General features: G+C 49.4%; 16 protein-coding genes and 1 tRNA gene. 11 read left to right on the plus strand and 6 right to left on the minus strand.

All coding sequences use genetic code 11. The features are described 5' to 3' along the window. Nucleotides 1–60: 60 nt before the first annotated feature. Nucleotides 61–795 (plus strand): amidase activator ActS, encoded by a 735-nt coding sequence (gene actS / locus RT644_RS05030; protein WP_045512762.1) that lies wholly within the window; start codon nucleotides 61–63, stop codon nucleotides 793–795. Nucleotides 796–850: 55 nt separating this feature from the next. Here actS and RT644_RS05035 read toward each other — a convergent pair whose 3' ends face one another. Then, nucleotides 851–1,267 carry a hypothetical protein gene (locus tag RT644_RS05035; RefSeq protein ID WP_313626059.1) on the minus strand — a complete coding sequence of 139 codons (417 nt, stop codon included), beginning with the start codon at nucleotides 1,265–1,267 and terminating at the stop codon, nucleotides 851–853. A 200-nt stretch (nucleotides 1,268–1,467) separates the two neighbouring features. Between RT644_RS05035 and RT644_RS05040 the strand changes: the two genes are divergently transcribed. Further along, nucleotides 1,468–1,541, plus strand: a tRNA-Gly gene (locus RT644_RS05040). Nucleotides 1,542–2,250: 709 nt separating this feature from the next. Here the strand turns inward: RT644_RS05040 and RT644_RS05045 are convergent. Next, on the minus strand, nucleotides 2,251–3,405 hold the full coding sequence (locus tag RT644_RS05045; protein WP_313626060.1) for a PAAR domain-containing protein: 1,155 nt from the start codon (nucleotides 3,403–3,405) through the stop codon (nucleotides 2,251–2,253). A 404-nt stretch (nucleotides 3,406–3,809) separates the two neighbouring features. On the opposite strand from RT644_RS05045, the gene RT644_RS05050 reads away from it, so the two are divergent. The 6 genes from RT644_RS05050 (at nucleotide 3,810) to RT644_RS05075 (ending at nucleotide 8,955) form a co-directional block, all read left to right on the plus strand. Continuing rightward, nucleotides 3,810–4,601, plus strand: a complete 792-nt coding sequence (locus tag RT644_RS05050; RefSeq protein WP_313626061.1) for a hypothetical protein — start codon at nucleotides 3,810–3,812, stop codon at nucleotides 4,599–4,601. A 108-nt stretch (nucleotides 4,602–4,709) separates the two neighbouring features. Continuing rightward, the gene (gene fliB / locus RT644_RS05055; protein WP_313626062.1) at nucleotides 4,710–5,927 is read left to right on the plus strand and encodes a flagellin lysine-N-methylase; all 1,218 of its coding nucleotides are present in this window, start codon (nucleotides 4,710–4,712) and stop codon (nucleotides 5,925–5,927) included. Between the two features lie 210 nt (nucleotides 5,928–6,137). Then, the gene (locus RT644_RS05060) at nucleotides 6,138–6,632 is read left to right on the plus strand and encodes an ATP-binding protein (protein ID WP_313626063.1); all 495 of its coding nucleotides are present in this window, start codon (nucleotides 6,138–6,140) and stop codon (nucleotides 6,630–6,632) included. A gap of 76 nt (nucleotides 6,633–6,708) precedes the next feature. After that, nucleotides 6,709–6,939, plus strand: coding sequence for a 4Fe-4S mono-cluster protein YjdI (gene yjdI / locus RT644_RS05065; protein WP_017457634.1), 231 nt, complete (start codon nucleotides 6,709–6,711; stop codon nucleotides 6,937–6,939). A gap of 11 nt (nucleotides 6,940–6,950) precedes the next feature. After that, nucleotides 6,951–7,223 carry a GNAT family N-acetyltransferase gene (locus tag RT644_RS05070; protein ID WP_020455113.1) on the plus strand — a complete coding sequence of 91 codons (273 nt, stop codon included), beginning with the start codon at nucleotides 6,951–6,953 and terminating at the stop codon, nucleotides 7,221–7,223. A 271-nt stretch (nucleotides 7,224–7,494) separates the two neighbouring features. Then, complete coding sequence (locus RT644_RS05075) at nucleotides 7,495–8,955, plus strand: methyl-accepting chemotaxis protein (RefSeq protein ID WP_313626064.1); 1,461 nt, start codon at nucleotides 7,495–7,497, stop codon at nucleotides 8,953–8,955. 192 nt (nucleotides 8,956–9,147) lie between these two features. On the opposite strand, the gene RT644_RS05080 is transcribed toward RT644_RS05075, so the two are convergent. The 3 genes from RT644_RS05080 to uxuA all read right to left on the minus strand — a co-directional run bounded on the left by RT644_RS05080 (nucleotide 9,148) and on the right by uxuA (nucleotide 13,008). Continuing rightward, a complete protein-coding gene (locus RT644_RS05080; protein WP_313626065.1) occupies nucleotides 9,148–10,353 on the minus strand; it encodes an MFS transporter in 1,206 nt (401 codons plus the stop codon). A gap of 186 nt (nucleotides 10,354–10,539) precedes the next feature. Next, nucleotides 10,540–11,874, minus strand: coding sequence for a gluconate:H+ symporter (locus RT644_RS05085; RefSeq protein WP_313626066.1), 1,335 nt, complete (start codon nucleotides 11,872–11,874; stop codon nucleotides 10,540–10,542). A 66-nt stretch (nucleotides 11,875–11,940) separates the two neighbouring features. Continuing rightward, a complete protein-coding gene (uxuA, locus tag RT644_RS05090; RefSeq protein ID WP_044489729.1) occupies nucleotides 11,941–13,008 on the minus strand; it encodes a mannonate dehydratase in 1,068 nt (355 codons plus the stop codon). A gap of 383 nt (nucleotides 13,009–13,391) precedes the next feature. Between uxuA and cspA the strand changes: the two genes are divergently transcribed. Both cspA and RT644_RS05100 read left to right on the plus strand, forming a co-directional pair. After that, nucleotides 13,392–13,604, plus strand: coding sequence for an RNA chaperone/antiterminator CspA (gene cspA / locus RT644_RS05095; RefSeq protein ID WP_017457639.1), 213 nt, complete (start codon nucleotides 13,392–13,394; stop codon nucleotides 13,602–13,604). A gap of 9 nt (nucleotides 13,605–13,613) precedes the next feature. After that, complete coding sequence (locus tag RT644_RS05100; RefSeq protein ID WP_071925288.1) at nucleotides 13,614–13,802, plus strand: cold-shock protein; 189 nt, start codon at nucleotides 13,614–13,616, stop codon at nucleotides 13,800–13,802. Between the two features lie 90 nt (nucleotides 13,803–13,892). On the opposite strand, the gene RT644_RS05105 is transcribed toward RT644_RS05100, so the two are convergent. Further along, the gene (locus tag RT644_RS05105) at nucleotides 13,893–14,672 is read right to left on the minus strand and encodes a helix-turn-helix transcriptional regulator (protein ID WP_313626067.1); all 780 of its coding nucleotides are present in this window, start codon (nucleotides 14,670–14,672) and stop codon (nucleotides 13,893–13,895) included. 60 nt (nucleotides 14,673–14,732) lie between these two features. On the opposite strand from RT644_RS05105, the gene RT644_RS05110 reads away from it, so the two are divergent. Then, nucleotides 14,733–15,542: a class I SAM-dependent methyltransferase gene (locus RT644_RS05110; RefSeq protein WP_409521832.1), complete on the plus strand. Its 810-nt coding sequence runs from the start codon at nucleotides 14,733–14,735 to the stop codon at nucleotides 15,540–15,542. Nucleotides 15,543–15,549: the final 7 nt, after the last annotated feature.

Below are 15,549 nucleotides of genomic sequence, written 5' to 3' on the forward strand. Positions count from 1 at the left end.
TTAGCAACCGGCGAGTGGCTGGTATGATATGTCGCCATTTATTCTATTCGAGGATCTGTTTTGCGCGCAGGATGCCTGACGAAAAGCCCGTTTCGTATTGTCATTTGCCTGGCAATCAGTTTGCTGCTGGCGAGCTGCGCCGGTAGTAACTCTACTTATTCCGGCTCCGTTTATACGGTGAAGCGGGGCGATACCCTGTACCGCATATCCCGTATTACCGGCACCAGCGTAAAAGATCTTGCCAGCATGAACGGTATTTCACCGCCGTATACCATTGAAGTGGGGCAGCGATTGAAAGTGAATGGCGCGTCGAAAACCACCTCATCCTCGACAAAATCCGGTACTAAAACCGCGAAAGTGGTGCCTTCCTCGCAAGTTCCGCTCTCGTCGTGGCCGCCGGTAGGGCAACGCTGCTGGCGCTGGCCGACAACCGGAAAAGTCATCATGACCTATTCCACCTCTGATGGCGGGAACAAAGGCATTGATATCGCTGGTACACGCGGTCAACCGGTTTATGCCTCTGGCGCCGGGAAGGTGGTCTATGTCGGCAATCAGCTGCGCGGCTACGGTAACCTGATCATGATTAAGCACAGCGAAGAGTACATTACCGCTTACGCGCACAACGATACGCTGCTGGTCAATAACGGGCAGAGTGTGAAAGCGGGTCAGAAGATCGCCACCATGGGCAGCAGTGACGCGGATTCCGTGCGCCTGCACTTCCAGCTGCGCTATAAGGCGACAGCTATCGATCCGCTGCGTTATTTACCGCCTCAGGGCAGCCCGCCGAAATGCTGATGAGTAAAGCTAACAGGCGGTCGCCCGGCCTGTTAGCTCGAATAGTTGTCTGGAATTAATTGTTTTGCGTATCCTGGCCGCCGAAGATATTTGCGCGGCTGGTTGAGGACTTACCGTTGCTGTAGCTAGTATCCTGGCCATCGAAAATGTTGGCCCGGCTGCTGGAATGACTACCGTCGCTGTAATCGGTGTCCTGGCCGCCAAAGATATTCGCTCTGCTGCTGGATGATTTACCGTCACTGGACGTTGTATCTTGCCCACCAAAGATATTGGCTCGGCTGGTTGCGGTTCTTCCGTCGCTGTACCTGGTATCCTGCCCGCCGAAAATATTGGCCTGGCTGCTGGATGTTGTGCCATCGTCATAGCGGCAATCCTGGCCGCCAAAAATGTTGGACTGGCAACTATCCGCCAGTGCAGTATTCAACGAGCCCGCAAAAATAATAAATCCCAAAACCAACGGCTTAGCGTTCATAGCGATTCTCTGAAAATGAGTGGGAACTGGAGCTATGCTATGCCTGAAAGCGTAACGCGGGAGGTTATGTTGTCCTAATTTTCGCAACAAAATGACGGCGCTATACCAGAGACGATTAACTGCTTAAAACTCCAGCGGTTACCCGCAAACTCGCCTTGCTCTCACGCGCTAAGAGGTTATAATGCTTGTCGCATCTCAATGCGGGCGTAGTTCAATGGTAGAACGAGAGCTTCCCAAGCTCTATACGAGGGTTCGATTCCCTTCGCCCGCTCCAGAATCCCCCCTTCTTTCTTATAAAACACCGCCGAAATTGGTTTATATGTGTTTAGTTTCAGAAATTTACTATGCGAAGGTTATTTTTGATCGTTCTGACATTCAACGACGAACCACCAACGGGTATTCGGCGTGTATTGTCCTGATAAAAAGAAAGGGAAAGGCTGGATCTCTCCAGCCTTTGGCGGTCATCTCACTTTCTTGACGATGAGCAAGATCAGAGGAACGCAGACAGCGAAACCTATAAGAGAGGCTAATGCCGAATCAACGTGATTTTGCGATAACTCCATAACAAACCAGGTCAACTGAGAGGGCGTAAAATCCCATCCCTGGCTTACTGTTTCTGAATAGTTCACTGCGAATACAAGATCGAAGTAAAGCACGATAACGTAATACGCAACGCAGATGAGCGCGATACACGCCCACCTGATCCAGTACTGCTTATTCATTATCGTACCGTTTTAAAGATAATTAAGATCAGCGGGACACAGATCGCAAAGCCAAAGAAGGCGACACTAAAAACGCCATCAGTGGCTTGCATGAGCGAGTCTATTGATGCTTTGTACTCTTTTAATGGAATTGGGCCATAAAACTGCATACTTTCTCGCTCACTGAATGCACTGTAAGCGAATGTTGATGCTATCAGTGTAATAAAGTAGCAAAGTGATACTGCGACTATCCCGCCCCATCGAAAAATGGCTTTCGTTAAATTACTCATCATATTCTCCAAGAATTCCACCAACATTCGCGCCTGAGTATGGGGAAATCGAACCTATTGAAGACATTGTTTCTGCGGCGAAGCGTTTAGCTTTGCCTTTGATTCCTTCTGGAGATACATGTTGTCCGTTTATGTTCGGATACTGATTTTTAAACTCGTCAGTAACTTCTACAACTGCCATAGACTTTAGGTTTCGGCTTTTACCGAGAAGATGATTTTGTAATGATACTGGTATGGCAAAATACTCTTCTGCTTCAATAGGGAGCTGAGTGCTCTTTGAGTTGTAGCTTGTATCAAAGATCGTCGAGCCCGCTGCTTTTATGCCAGCCACTGTGTGGGTTGTGCAGTTTCTTCCCGTTACATCGTAGGAGTCAATTGAGTGACCTGTTCGATCTGTAACGCTGTTTTCCTTTATCCCCACAGGCTTTGTTCCCTTTTCCCACAAGTTTTCAAAGAAAGCGCGAGTTTTCGGTATGCTTGCGTCATTGATGTTAAAAACGCGGGCATTATTTTCGTAAAGTTCCTTTCTGTAGTACTCCCTCGCATCTTCGCCTTTCATAAAATCGAGAATACCGTCACCTGTCGTTTCAATTGGCCCGCCAGTTCTTCCGTATCTGCCATAGGTGTAAAGGTAAACAACGTTATTTTCATGCACGGAAACAAAAGCGTGCCCGGTTTCTGTGATTTCAGTCCAGATATAAACGCCGTTCAATAGCGGGTTATCTTCGGGCCCACAGGTGTCCGCAAAGTTATTTTTCTTCTTCGCCGCTTGTGCATATTGTTCAGGTTCTGCAATTTTTGCAGGTTGAGGAGGAGCGTTTGCAACTGGCGGGGCAGCGACAGGAATGGCTTTAACTGGTTTTGCTTCTTCAAGCCAATAAGAGGCATTTGGAAATGACGAAATAAATCTTGCTCTACAGGGACACGTGCTTCGGCTATGCAACGTCCCTGCTGCTGCAACGCCATAAATCCAGTAATCGGGTATGCCACCCGCGATGTAGTAGATCTTTCCATCTTTACCACACGATACAGAGTCACCATTCCTTGCGGTCGCCATCCCGCCAAAGCTATGGCGCGGAGAGCCTGAAAGAATACGGCCGCCGCATGTTGTCTTATCGCCAAGACGTAGAAAATAACCCGTTGGCATAGAATCATCCTTAATAAATTTTATTTACAGAGATACTTACGCAAGCATTTCGATTTACCTGTTGTTTTCATCCTGACCGTTCAATAATCACTAATTATGCTGCCCGCATAACAGTTTGATGAATCATAAATAGAGGGCATATCGCCAGTAATTTATATTTCTCTCCTCTAAGTTTGGTTTTTTTCACTCTCCTGCCGGGGGATTATTCTACAAACACGTATCCTGATTTTTATAGAGAATATGCTTACGTTAAATTCTGATTTTTAAATAGCATCAGAAGAGGCATTTCAGGTGTTGCGTGAGGTTCTCTGTTAGAGCATGAACGCCTGTTATCACGTTTTTACGCATAAAGTTTTATTCCCTGCTGCCGTTAATATGAGCAATGGACTTCAGGAGTATTGCGCATGCTTCGCCCCACGTTTACTGGCTCTCTCGATCTTTACGTATTCTCTTCCGCCAAAGGAGGAACGGTTCGTACTCAGGAGGCCACCCGCACCAGTGAAACCGTTAACCCCACGCCTGCCAGCATCGTGACGCTCAGCCCGCAGGCGAAAGAGTATTACGAAAATTTGCAGGAAAACCTCACCACGCTTAATCGCTTTACGCAGGAAAATGCCCAGAACAGTAAAGCGAATGCGCGCGCAAAACTTGAGGCATTGAAACGGGAAATCGCCCGCCTGAAAGCGCTGGCCATGTTGTTTGGCGGCTCCGGGGGCTACATTATGAAACAGCTCAAACAGCTATCGTCTCAGCTTGGACAACTCGCTTCCCAGCTAGGTCAGAGTGATAACACTGATGCAGGCAATGGTGCCGATGCTAACGCTTCTGACGCAGCACAAGCTTCTACCGGTGAAAGCGATGAATCTGCCATAAAAGCCCAGGCCGCCTCTGACCCTGAAGTGAGCGACGAAGAAAATCCGACCGAAAAAGAAAAGTCGGCAGAGATCGCGGGCGTACAATCTACTATCGATAACGTTATCAATACGCTACAAAACGCCAGCCAGCGTCAGGAAGATGCCCGTTCCCTGAAAGAAGCGCTCCGGGAGCTAAAATCGCTGCTGTCGCTGATTAAAAGCAAAATGCGGGAAGAGGGAAACGCGTCTGGCAATGAGCGCAACGATGTTACCTCTGTTGAGCAGAATCTTAACGACAGTGGAAATATCATTTCGCAGATGGAGCTAACTCCAGGATTTTAAGCGCGCGGAACCATGTGGTGAAATGCTGAATATTGTGCGCGCTTATGCAACTTTTGATATTGACTTTTGTCGTGTAACTTTCTGCTTTTCATTTATAAAGAATGTATTATGCGACACCATAAAACAGTGACACCTGTTTTCTTTGATAAATTCAAATGCGTTGGTCCGGATTGTTTAATTTCCTGCTGCCGTAGCTGGAAAATAAATATTGATAAGAAAACGCATCAACGTTATCTGTCCTCATCCAATCCTGTTATTGCAGCCATTGCGAAAGAGAATTTAATCACGGTTCATAACGGCAAAAATGAATATTCGGTCATTAAATTGAATGAGGATAAGCAGTGCCCGTTTGTTGATGAAAACCGGCTTTGCATGGTTCACCGTGATTTAGGTGAAAAAGCGTTATCCCCTACATGCTCAACCTATCCGCGTGGTGTACGCAAATATGCCGATGAAGTACGCTTTAGCATGACGCTCTCCTGCCCGGAAGTGGTACGCCAGGTGCTTTTCGACCCGCAAAGCATGCTGCTGCAAGAGAAAAGCACGCTGGTTGCCCGCTCAAAAGTAAAATTACTGCAGCAGCAAAAGCCGCGAGACCAGGTGGGCCATCTGATACATCTTTTCGCCTGGAATCTGGTTCAGGCGCAGAGCAACAATATTGAAGAGAATTTGATGGCGCTGGCGCAATTTATTCTCTATCTGCAAATGCTCAACTTTGATCTGCAGAATAATCTGGCTGAAGTGGAAAACTTTTATGCAGGGCTGATCGATGAACTACAGAACGGTCGAACGCTGCTTCGTGCGCAAAATACTGTTCGCGCGGCCAGTATGAAAGTCGATGCGTTAACCGTGATGGGTAAACATGTGGCGAAATACGCTTCGCGCGATCCGCTGATATCACAAGGGCACCTGCAAGTTGCTGAATATCTGGCAATTACGCCAGAGACGAAAGCGTCGGTGCTGAGTGAGAAGTTTGCCGCTCTTGATCAGCAGTGGGAGCAATTGTGCAAGCATTCCTGTCTGGGTGAACCGCATGTGCTGCGAAACTACTTACTGTATAAGCTTTATGAAAGCGATTTTCCCGGCACGAATACGGCGACAATATTGCGTCAGTTTTATCGCATCGTTATGGACTATTTTTATCTCAAAACGTTCCTCAGCGTACAGTCGCTGCATGTTGAGATAGACCAGCCACTGGTGATGAAAACGATCGCCAGTTTTTCTGAAAAAACCATGCATAACAGCACCATCAACAAACGCATGGATGCCGCGATCGATACGATAAACGGTGGCGATGATCTCTCCTGCCTGCTGTTGATCGGCTAACCACGATGGGGCTGGCTATAAGCCCCACCCATACAAACCGTTGGCAACGGAGCAGGTTTGCTGCTACGTTGCCAGTATGCCTGTTAAATATTCACCCCATTTATCTATTGCGAGCATTATTTGCACCGTCAATCGACCGGTGGGATAACGTTTGTCCTTTTCCCGCCAGCACGGCGGGGCCTTGCTGGCAGCAACCTGCGAGGTGATGTTATGAATGTTTGTTCCGCTTCTTCTGCAACACTCCATCTTCTGTGCGGCAAAATCGCATCGGGTAAATCGACGCTTGCCAGCGAGCTGGCAAAAGCACCGTGCACGGTGGTGCTGAGCGAAGATAGCTGGTTATCGTTGTTATTTAAGGACGCGATGACCACCGTTGAGGACTACGTTTTCTACTCGGCAAAATTAAAATCCGCCATCAAGCCGCATGCCATCGCGCTACTGCGTGCAGGCGTTAATGTAGTTCTCGATTTTCCCGCCAACACGCTGGCCAGTCGCCAGTGGATGATGTCGATCGTTAACGAATCCGGCGCGCCGCATTTGTTGCACTACTTGCCGGTTAGCGATGAGATTTGCAAGGCGCGTTTACGCCAGCGAAATACCGCAGGCGACCACGATTTTGCCGCTACCGACGAGCAGTTTGCGCTTATTACCCGCTACTTTGTCGAACCGACTGAACAAGAAGGGTTTCGTATCGTTCGTTATTGATTAAACGCCGGAGGGTGCGTAAAAGTAGAGCGGCTATGCTTACTTTTCCAACACCAAAAAGAACAGGGGCAATGTCATGGATAAGGAACTGCTGGACGCGGGTTACCGCGTCTATACCGGTGAAAAGATTGACGTTTATTTCAATACTGCGGTCTGTCAGCACGCGGGAAACTGCGTACGCGGCAGCGCGAAGCTTTTTAACCTGAAACGCAAACCGTGGATCATTCCCGATGAAGTGGATGTCGCAACGGTGGTGAAAGTCATTGATACCTGCCCGAGCGGTGCGCTGAAGTACCGCCACAACTAAGTGAGAAAACCATGGAAATTCTGGAAGGCCACAACAAGTTTTATGTTAATGACGCCCAGGGAACGCAGGTTGCTGAAATCGTCTTCGTTCCCACCGGCGAGCATTTAAGCATTATTGAACATACGGATGTGGATCCGAGTCTTAAAGGGCAAGGCGTAGGTAAGCAGCTGGTCGCGCGAGTGGTGGAAAAAATGCGTGCGGAAAACCGTAAAATCATCCCGTTGTGTCCCTTTGCCAAACATGAGTTTGACAACACACGCGAATATGACGATATCCGTGCGTAAATAAAAATACCGGCAACGCCGGTATTTTTGATATGCAATCCAGTAAATAGCTTTTAGTTTTTTCGCTTTATTAATTCGCATTTTCAGAATTTATTCATTTTTGGCAAAATAGTTGTTTCCTTATGGGTGAAGGAGTATATGTTAGCGTTGCTAATAATCCTGAATAACCCATTGGGCGCAGACTGCGTTTATCGTTGCAGTATGCGTTTTTCCTTGTGCTTTATTCATGGTGAAACAAATTGAAATTTACTTGATGAATCAAGGATGGGGTATGTCTGTAAAGAAGGGAAGATTAAAATATACCGTTATATTTTCCTACGTGATTCTTTTTACTTCGCTTTTATTTGTTTCGGGCTATTCGCTGCTCGCTCTGAACAATATCAAAGAGAGCGTGAGGGGCTTAGCTCTCGGGTTTTATCAATATGATGCGCTTGCTCAGACGAGTGCACGTTTGCAGCTTGATGGCCTGCCAGCGACGCAGAGAAGTGCGGCGCTGGCAGAGGTTACCAGAGCCTATAACGGTTTTCTTCAGGTTGCGCCGGTCAAGACCGAAAGTGGCGTGAAAATGACGCGGGAACTCACCTCAGCTATTGAGTCGATTAAACAAGAGCCAACGCGTGAAAATGTTAATACGTTTAATAAGCTGGCCAGGAATTTTCGTGGATTAATCGTCAAATATGATGTTCAGGGCACGCAGGATTATGTAGCTTCTGCCCATAGATTTACGGTTATCACTATCATAACCACATTATCTGCGTTTTTAATTGCATCAGTGATTTTGTTCTTTATATTGCGCAATGAATTTTTGAGTATTACCAATACAATCAAAAAGAATATTCATAGGATATCGCAAGGGGATTTGCATCACGACGCTGATAATAGCGGTGGCGATATTAATGGGGTGCACCATGAACTTGATGGAATGAGAGCATCGCTGACAAAAATCACCGCTTCGCTTAAGACATCGGCCGCGCAGATAAAATTAATCTCCGGCGAAATGGCCAGCGGCAATCACGATCTCGCTTCACGTACTGAACAGCAGGCCAGCGCTTTACAACAGACCGCCGCCAGCATGGAAGAGATAAAAACTACCGTTGTCGGTAACACCGAGCATGCTCATCAGGCGAATATGTTAGCGGCAAAAGCCAATGAAATCGCGCAAGCTGGCGCACAGTCCATGTCGATCGTGATCGCCGGGATGAAAAAAATTGAACAAAGCACGGCGCATATTGCAGAGATTAACCATGTCATTAATGGTATCGCGCATCAGACGAATATTCTGGCGCTGAATGCCGCCGTAGAGGCAGCACGTGCCGGGGAGCGTGGGCGAGGATTTGCCGTGGTGGCAAGCGAAGTGCGTAGCCTGGCGAGACGAAGCGCTGAAGCCGCCGATGAGATCAATTCGCTCATCCAGGGCTCAATGCACGATGTCAGCGCTGGCGCGAATCAAGTTCAGGATGCAGCGAAAGCGATGGAAGACGTGGTGGATTCAATATCGCAAGTTAGCGCCATTATGAATGAGATTACCCACTCCTCCGAAGAGCAGCGCACCGGTGTGAACCAGGTGGCAGTTGCGCTCAACGAGATGGATAGAGCCACGCAGCAAAATGCAGCGCTCGTCGAGCAGTCGGCGGGAATCGCGCAAAGCATGGATCAGTACGCGCAGCAGCTGGCCGATGTTGTGGCGTTCTTTTCCCTTGATGAGCAGAAAAAAACGCCGTCAGTCCACTGACCGTGCAGGAGGGCTGCAAAACCCGTATTAACTCACCCATCCGCTCCCTGCGCCGCGTAAAACGCAGGGAGCGAAACGCAGACAACGTTCAGGTTTCGCCAGGCTGCTTATCCAGCCGAAATACAATAGCCAGCCTCACTACACGCCTTATCTGATGGCAGCTCAGCCAGAATGACGCTGTGCTCACATAAATCAGCTGCGATAGCGCAGCAGCACCATCATCACCAGCGCCAGCGTGCTGAATGAAACTGTATATAACGCCTGCGCTGCCCCCCATTTTGCCGCCAGTAAGGCGGCAATCAGTGTCGCCACGGCGGCGCAGCATGATTGCCAGCGCCATACTTTTGCCGTAGCGGTGGGAACGGTATCGGCATGGAAATTGTGCAACAAGCCGAATGTCCCGACGGCAAAGACCATATTCGACGCCAGATGAGCGGCAAAGATGATGAGCAGCGCGATTTCAGGAAAGGATGTTAAACCCGGCAGCACACAGTAAGCTGCCAGAAAGGCCAGTAAACAGCCGACGAGATACCGGTTATGGCTGGCATAGCGTTTGAGGTTATCGGCCTTTAGCAGCAGCGGGCCACAAAGCTGGCCCAGGCTGCGCGCAAAGATAAGCGGCAGCGCAAGCTCAGTGGTTTCAGCGGGACGCATTTGCTGTATCAGCGCCGGGAGCAACGCCATTGCCGGCGCGCCAACGGCGGCAAGCGCCGGTAACAACAACAAGCTGCGTTTTTGAATGACCGGTAAATGATGCCAGCGCAGGATTACCCTCTTTTCGTGGCGATCCTCGTGGCTTACCTGCGGCAGGTAACGTGCCGTGGCGCATAGCAACACCGTAGACAACACGAAACTGATGGCATCGATTGACAGCAGTGACAACGGTGATACCCGGTCAAAAAGCACCACGCCGGCACCTGCGCCCAACAACACCTGAGAGGCGAAAATCACGGTTTCCATACTGGTCGCCGCCGGCAGTTCGTTTGCGCTTAAACCCCGTTTAAAAACCAGACTCATGGCAGGCCAGGATAACCCGGCGGCAAATGCTTCGAGTGATTGCACTGCAAGCAGCGCGGGAATGCTGTGCGCCAGCAAGCCGTAGAGGGGGAAAAGCAGCCCGGCAAGGCCAATTAGCTCACACAGCAACAGTAAGTGCAGCGGCGAAACACGCCGGCACCCGTATTCCCCTAATAAACTGCCAAAAAAACCGGGTAGCGTAGCCAGCATATAGCTCAGCGTGAGCGTTGCCGGGGAGGCATGCCAGCGTAATAACTGACCAAGGATCAGGGTTTGCGTTAACCCATTGCCGATAGAAGAAAAAAGATAGGCACTACCAAACAAGCACAGCCAGCGGTGCTGGCGCAGCGCGCGCACCAGAACCATCAATAATGTGTTCATTGTCGACATTCTCACGTAAACAGAAAACCGCGTGCGGCATACAGCGCACGGTGCAAAGGTATGTTCACAAAGAAAATGTCGTTACATTGGCGAGCCTGATGAATTGCAGAGATCTGTAAACCTAGCATCACTTTTCTCGAAAGAGAAGGGGACGGGCACATCCTTGTCCCCGTCGGTTTTCATCCGCTACGCGATAAACAGGCTGAGCAGCAGAACCATACCTAAGCCGACCACCGAGTTTATTAACTCCAGCAGCCCCCAGGTTTTGAAGGTGTCTTTCATCGAAATGCCGAACGTCTCTTTAAACAGCAGAAAACCGCCGTCGTACATCAGTGTGATGGTGTTGCTGCCGCAGGCAACGGCCAGGCACATCAGTGCCGGATTGAGGTGAAACGCGCTGACCATCGGCGCAACGATACCCGCCGAGGTGATGGCCGCGACGGCGCCCTGTCCGGTGAGAATGCGGATTATCGCCGTGATTATCCACGCCACGATAAACGGCGACAGCGGGACGTGACTCATAATGTCCACGATATGGTTCCCCACACCGGAAACTACAATCACCTGTTTCAGAATGCCGCCGGCGCTGATGACAAACAGCACATTGGCGATTTTCGCAATCGCGTCGCTGGCGCAGTGGGTGACGCCTTCTGCTGACATCCCACGCTTGATGCCAAGAAACCAGATTGCCGCCAGCGTGGCTAACAGCATGCTGATTTCCGCGCTGCCAAAGAAGGTGCAGACTTTTACCAGCTCCGAGCCTGCGGGCATTAACCCTTTGATAATCGACGCGACAATCATTAGTACCGCCGGGATCAGCGGGATCAGAATGCTGATGCTGAACGGTGGCAAATCCTGCGCGGTTTTCTCTTCGACCGGTTTCAGTAGCGAATTCAACGGAATCGCGTTAATCCCCGACAGGTATTTGGGCAGCAGAATGCCCGCGCAAAACAGCGCCGGGATAATCACTAAAATGCCGTACAGATAGACCTGTACAATGTCGGCGTTGAATGCGCTGATGAGCGCGACCGGGCCGGGCTGCGGCGGGAAAAGGCTGTGTCCCATGGTCGCGCCAACCACGGTGGGCACCACTAATTTCATATACGGAATATTGGCTTTTTTAGCGATATTCAGCACCAGCGGCATTGCAATAAGAAATGCCACTTCATAAAACATGGCGATGCCAAAAATAACGCCGATAAACATCAGCCCGACCGAAAGAAAACGTGTTCCGCAGCGTTCAATAACGCTATCCGCAATCCGCTGGCTGGCACCAGATTCGGTCATGAATTTACCGATGATAGCGCCAAATATAATAATCAATGCAAGATGGCCGAGAATACTTCCCAGACCGTCCTGAATAACCGTGACAATTTTATCCAGCGGAATACCTTCCATGATCGCAACAAATATCCCTGCAATCAGCAAGGCGAAAATATTGTGGAATTTATATTTAAGGTTCATAACGACCAGGAGTGCAATACCAACCAGCACCCAAAATAGCGCTAACAACGGGGACATAGAGAATACCTTTCGGATTTGCCTTACATGAAAGCCGGTGGAGTCACCGGCCTGAATGACATTTTATTAATGTTGTTTTTCGAGTGCTTCCCACAAACCGTGCAGGTAGGTGACACCGAGGGCGCGGTCGTAAAGCCCGTAGCCCGGACGCCCGGTTTCGCCCCAGATAAAGCGCCCGTGGTCGGGGCGGATATAACCATCAAAGCCGTTATCGTAAAGTGATTTCATTATCTGGAACATATCCAGCGAGCCGTAGCGGGATAAATGCGCAGACTCATAAAAATCTTTATCTTTAATGAGCTTAATATTTCTAACGTGGGCAAAGTGAATACGTTTGCGGCGGGTAAATTCTGCGAGGATTTGGTAGACATTATTATCCGGATCTTCAGCAATGGAGCCAGTGCATAATGTAATACCATTGGCTTCTGAATCCACCGCATTACAAATCCAGTCGAGATCGTCGCGGTTTTTTACAATACGCGGCAGCCCAAAAATAGAATACGGCGGATCGTCCGGATGAATGGCCATTTTTATGCCGACTTCTTCACACACCGGAATAATACGTTTAAGGAAATACACCAGGTTTTCGCGCAATTTCGCGTCGTCGACATCTTTATATTTGGCAAACAGCTCCTGCACTTTTGCAAGCCTTTCTGGCTCCCATCCGGGCAGGGCGAAACCGTTGGAATTCTCCAGCACCTCTTTCACGACTTCATCAAGAGTTTTATCGATGCCTTTTTTCTCGAACGCCATGGTGAGTGAACCGTCTGGCAGAACATAGTTCATGTCGGTTTTCATCCAGTCGAAAACCGGCATGAAGTTATAGCAAATCACCTTGACGCCGACTTCCGCCAGGTTGCGAATAGTTTGCTGGTAGTTGGCAATTAGCTGCTCGCGGCTGGGCAGGCCAATTTTGATATCATCGTGAATGTTAACGCTTTCAATGACTTCCATTTTTAAACCAGCCTGATGAACCTGATCGGCAAGCGCGCGGATTTTCTCTTTGGGCCACACGTCGCCAACCGGAACATCATAAAGCGCGCCAACGACACCTTCGACGCCGGGAACTTGCCGGATGTGCTCCAGCGGAATTTTGTCTTCAACTGGACCAAACCAGCGCATTGTCATTTGCATGCTCATTACCACCCTTAAACGTTTTGCTTAACTACCATACTAGTATTGATAATAGCCGGATGGTAAGCGCATTTGTGCGATCCACTTCACACAAACCCCTTTGCCGGGATTGAATCCCTGAGAAGCAAACAGAACAGCACGTTAATCTGCTGATAACGTTTTACTGACAAATATTTTTAAAATAGTGCTTGCGCTGTCAATGCAACCATGCGTTAATGCGTCGTCGGTTTGATAAATCATTATCTCCAGCAGTTCACTAAAGTCTTTCTCATCTCTAAGTACCTCCTTGCTACTTCTTTTTGGGTCTTCGCTTTACACTCTGATAAAAATAATGTCTCAGACCATTACTGCCGCATTCGGCGAACAAAAAGAAGGTAATAAGCATGTCTACTAAAATGAACGGTATCGTTAAATGGTTTAACGCTGAGAAAGGCTTCGGTTTCATTACTCCGAAAGATGGCAGCAAAGATGTATTCGTACATTTCTCCGCTATCCAGAGCAATGCATTCCGTACTCTTGAAGAAAATCAAGAGGTTGAGTTTACTATTGAGAACGGCCCGAAAGGTCCGGCTGCGGCCAACGTGGTTCCGCGCTAAGGATTTAGAATTATTAATCGTATTCATTTTCGCTGCCCGTGCTGTCACGGGTCGCAATACCGAATTTCCAGCTTTGATATAACTGAGAAAAATCCGGCAGGTGCCAAATGTATTTTTTGCAAATCAGCAATGACCACATTTGATAATATCGCCGCATTTGTTCAGGCCAGCCAGGCGCCACTGGAATTCCGTAAATAATAAAAAAACAGGTCAGTTTTCTGGCCTGTTTTTTTTATGTCGAGCAATAAACTCCATTTTTTTCTGCGATATACAGAATCCGCGCCCGAATTACTCGTCCATTAACATAATCATTTTGATCGAACGGTTGCTGGTTAGCTGCCAGGTCATCTGCCGGTAGTGCAACTCGCCTTGTTGCGGATGATGAAAAACGCGCTCGCCACCCTCACGCACCACCACTTGCTGGCGCGACCAGAACGCGCGAAACAGTTCGCTGTCGTTACTCAGACTCTGCACAAACTGGTTCAGTCCTTTGTCGTGCGGGTAGTGCATCGCGTCCGCGCGTAGCTCGGCGACAATCCGGCTGGCGCGCGTTTCCCAGTTGACAACCAGCGTTTGCGCCAGCGGGTGGCGAAACATAAAACTCATCATATTCGGTTGGGTATCCTTATCCAGCCAGCCGCTGAACAGTGTCTCAGCGGGTGTATTCCACGCCAGCATATTCCAGGTCAAATCCAGCAAATAGCAGGGGCAGGCCATCTGATTCACCGTGGCCAGCACAGCAGGTTCGACGGTAATGACGTGCTCTTCCTGCGGGTCGTTTTGCAGCGCCAGATGAAACAAATACTTGCGCTCTGCAGCGCTCATTTTTAACACGTTGGCGATATTCGACAGGGTTTGCGGCGAAACAACAATATCCCGCCCTTGTTCAATCCACGTATACCAGGTGGTGCTAATGCCGCTAAGTTGCGCCACTTCTTCCCGCCGCAATCCACGCGTGCGCCGCCGCCCTTGCGCCGGCAAGCCAATATCTGCAGGCGCGGTATTTTCCCGCTGCGATCGCAAAAAAGTGCCAAGGGTTTTCGGCCCGGCAAATAAGGTACTTTCCATGGGGGGTACTCATTAATACCAGTATAAGTACACATATTGTACCCCTATAAAGGCGGTCGTATAGTCGCCAAAGAGCAACTTTTTGTCGTGCTAAAAAGGAAAAAGAGAATGTCGGTTAATCATCATGAGTTAACAAAAAAGCAGTTTGGCGACCAGGCCCAGGCCTACTTGACAAGCCAGGTGCATGCGCAAGGCGCAGATTTAGTGCGTCTGGTCGAGTGGCTGAGTACTGATGCGGATGCCTCGCTGCTGGATTTAGGCTGCGGTGCCGGGCATGCCAGTTTTGCCGCCGCAGTCGTGGTGCGCGAGGTAACAGCGTATGACTTATCGGAAAAAATGTTGGCGGTAGTGCGCCAGGCGGCGAGCGATCGTCAGTTACACAACATCACTACCGCACACGGCGCGGCGGAAAAGCTGCCCTTTGCCAACAATACATTTGACGTGGTAATCAGCCGCTACTCGGCGCACCACTGGCATGATGTCGCGCTGGCGCTGCGCGAAGTAAAACGTGTGCTGAAACCCGGCGGGAAATTTATCCTGATGGATATCGCTTCGCCTGGCCGACCGGTGCTGGATATCTGGCTGCAAACCATTGAAGTGCTTCGCGATCCGTCCCACGTACGTAACTACTCGCCAGCCGAGTGGCTGCAAATGACGCAGCAAAGCGGCATGCAGGTTGAGAAGATGGTTTCTGATCGGCTGGCGCTGGAATATCACTCCTGGGTGGAGCGCATGAATACGCCGGAGGTATTGCGCGCGGCGATCCGCTACCTGCAAAACCAAACCTCGGACGAGGTGAAAGCACACTTTCTTATTGGCGACGATGGCTCGTTTACGTCCGACACGCTGATGTTTCAGACGCGTGCGTAAGCAAAAT

Source organism: Kosakonia sp., from assembly GCF_032104925.1.
Lineage (GTDB): Bacteria > Pseudomonadota > Gammaproteobacteria > Enterobacterales > Enterobacteriaceae > Kosakonia.

Bases quoted from the DNA above. Each gene is read 5' to 3' on its own strand.
- RT644_RS05105 (WP_313626067.1), bottom strand. From the start codon at position 14,672: ATGGAAAGTACCTTATTTGCCGGGCCGAAAACCCTTGGCACTTTTTTG.
- RT644_RS05035 (WP_313626059.1), bottom strand. From the start codon at position 1,267: ATGAACGCTAAGCCGTTGGTTTTGGGATTTATTATTTTTGCGGGCTCG.
- fliB (WP_313626062.1), top strand. From the start codon at position 4,710: ATGCGACACCATAAAACAGTGACACCTGTTTTCTTTGATAAATTCAAA.
- RT644_RS05050 (WP_313626061.1), top strand. From the start codon at position 3,810: ATGCTTCGCCCCACGTTTACTGGCTCTCTCGATCTTTACGTATTCTCT.
- RT644_RS05070 (WP_020455113.1), top strand. From the start codon at position 6,951: ATGGAAATTCTGGAAGGCCACAACAAGTTTTATGTTAATGACGCCCAG.
- cspA (WP_017457639.1), top strand. From the start codon at position 13,392: ATGTCTACTAAAATGAACGGTATCGTTAAATGGTTTAACGCTGAGAAA.
- RT644_RS05075 (WP_313626064.1), top strand. From the start codon at position 7,495: ATGTCTGTAAAGAAGGGAAGATTAAAATATACCGTTATATTTTCCTAC.
- RT644_RS05060 (WP_313626063.1), top strand. From the start codon at position 6,138: ATGAATGTTTGTTCCGCTTCTTCTGCAACACTCCATCTTCTGTGCGGC.
- RT644_RS05045 (WP_313626060.1), bottom strand. From the start codon at position 3,405: ATGCCAACGGGTTATTTTCTACGTCTTGGCGATAAGACAACATGCGGC.
- RT644_RS05080 (WP_313626065.1), bottom strand. From the start codon at position 10,353: ATGAACACATTATTGATGGTTCTGGTGCGCGCGCTGCGCCAGCACCGC.
- RT644_RS05085 (WP_313626066.1), bottom strand. From the start codon at position 11,874: ATGTCCCCGTTGTTAGCGCTATTTTGGGTGCTGGTTGGTATTGCACTC.
- uxuA (WP_044489729.1), bottom strand. From the start codon at position 13,008: ATGCAAATGACAATGCGCTGGTTTGGTCCAGTTGAAGACAAAATTCCG.
- yjdI (WP_017457634.1), top strand. From the start codon at position 6,709: ATGGATAAGGAACTGCTGGACGCGGGTTACCGCGTCTATACCGGTGAA.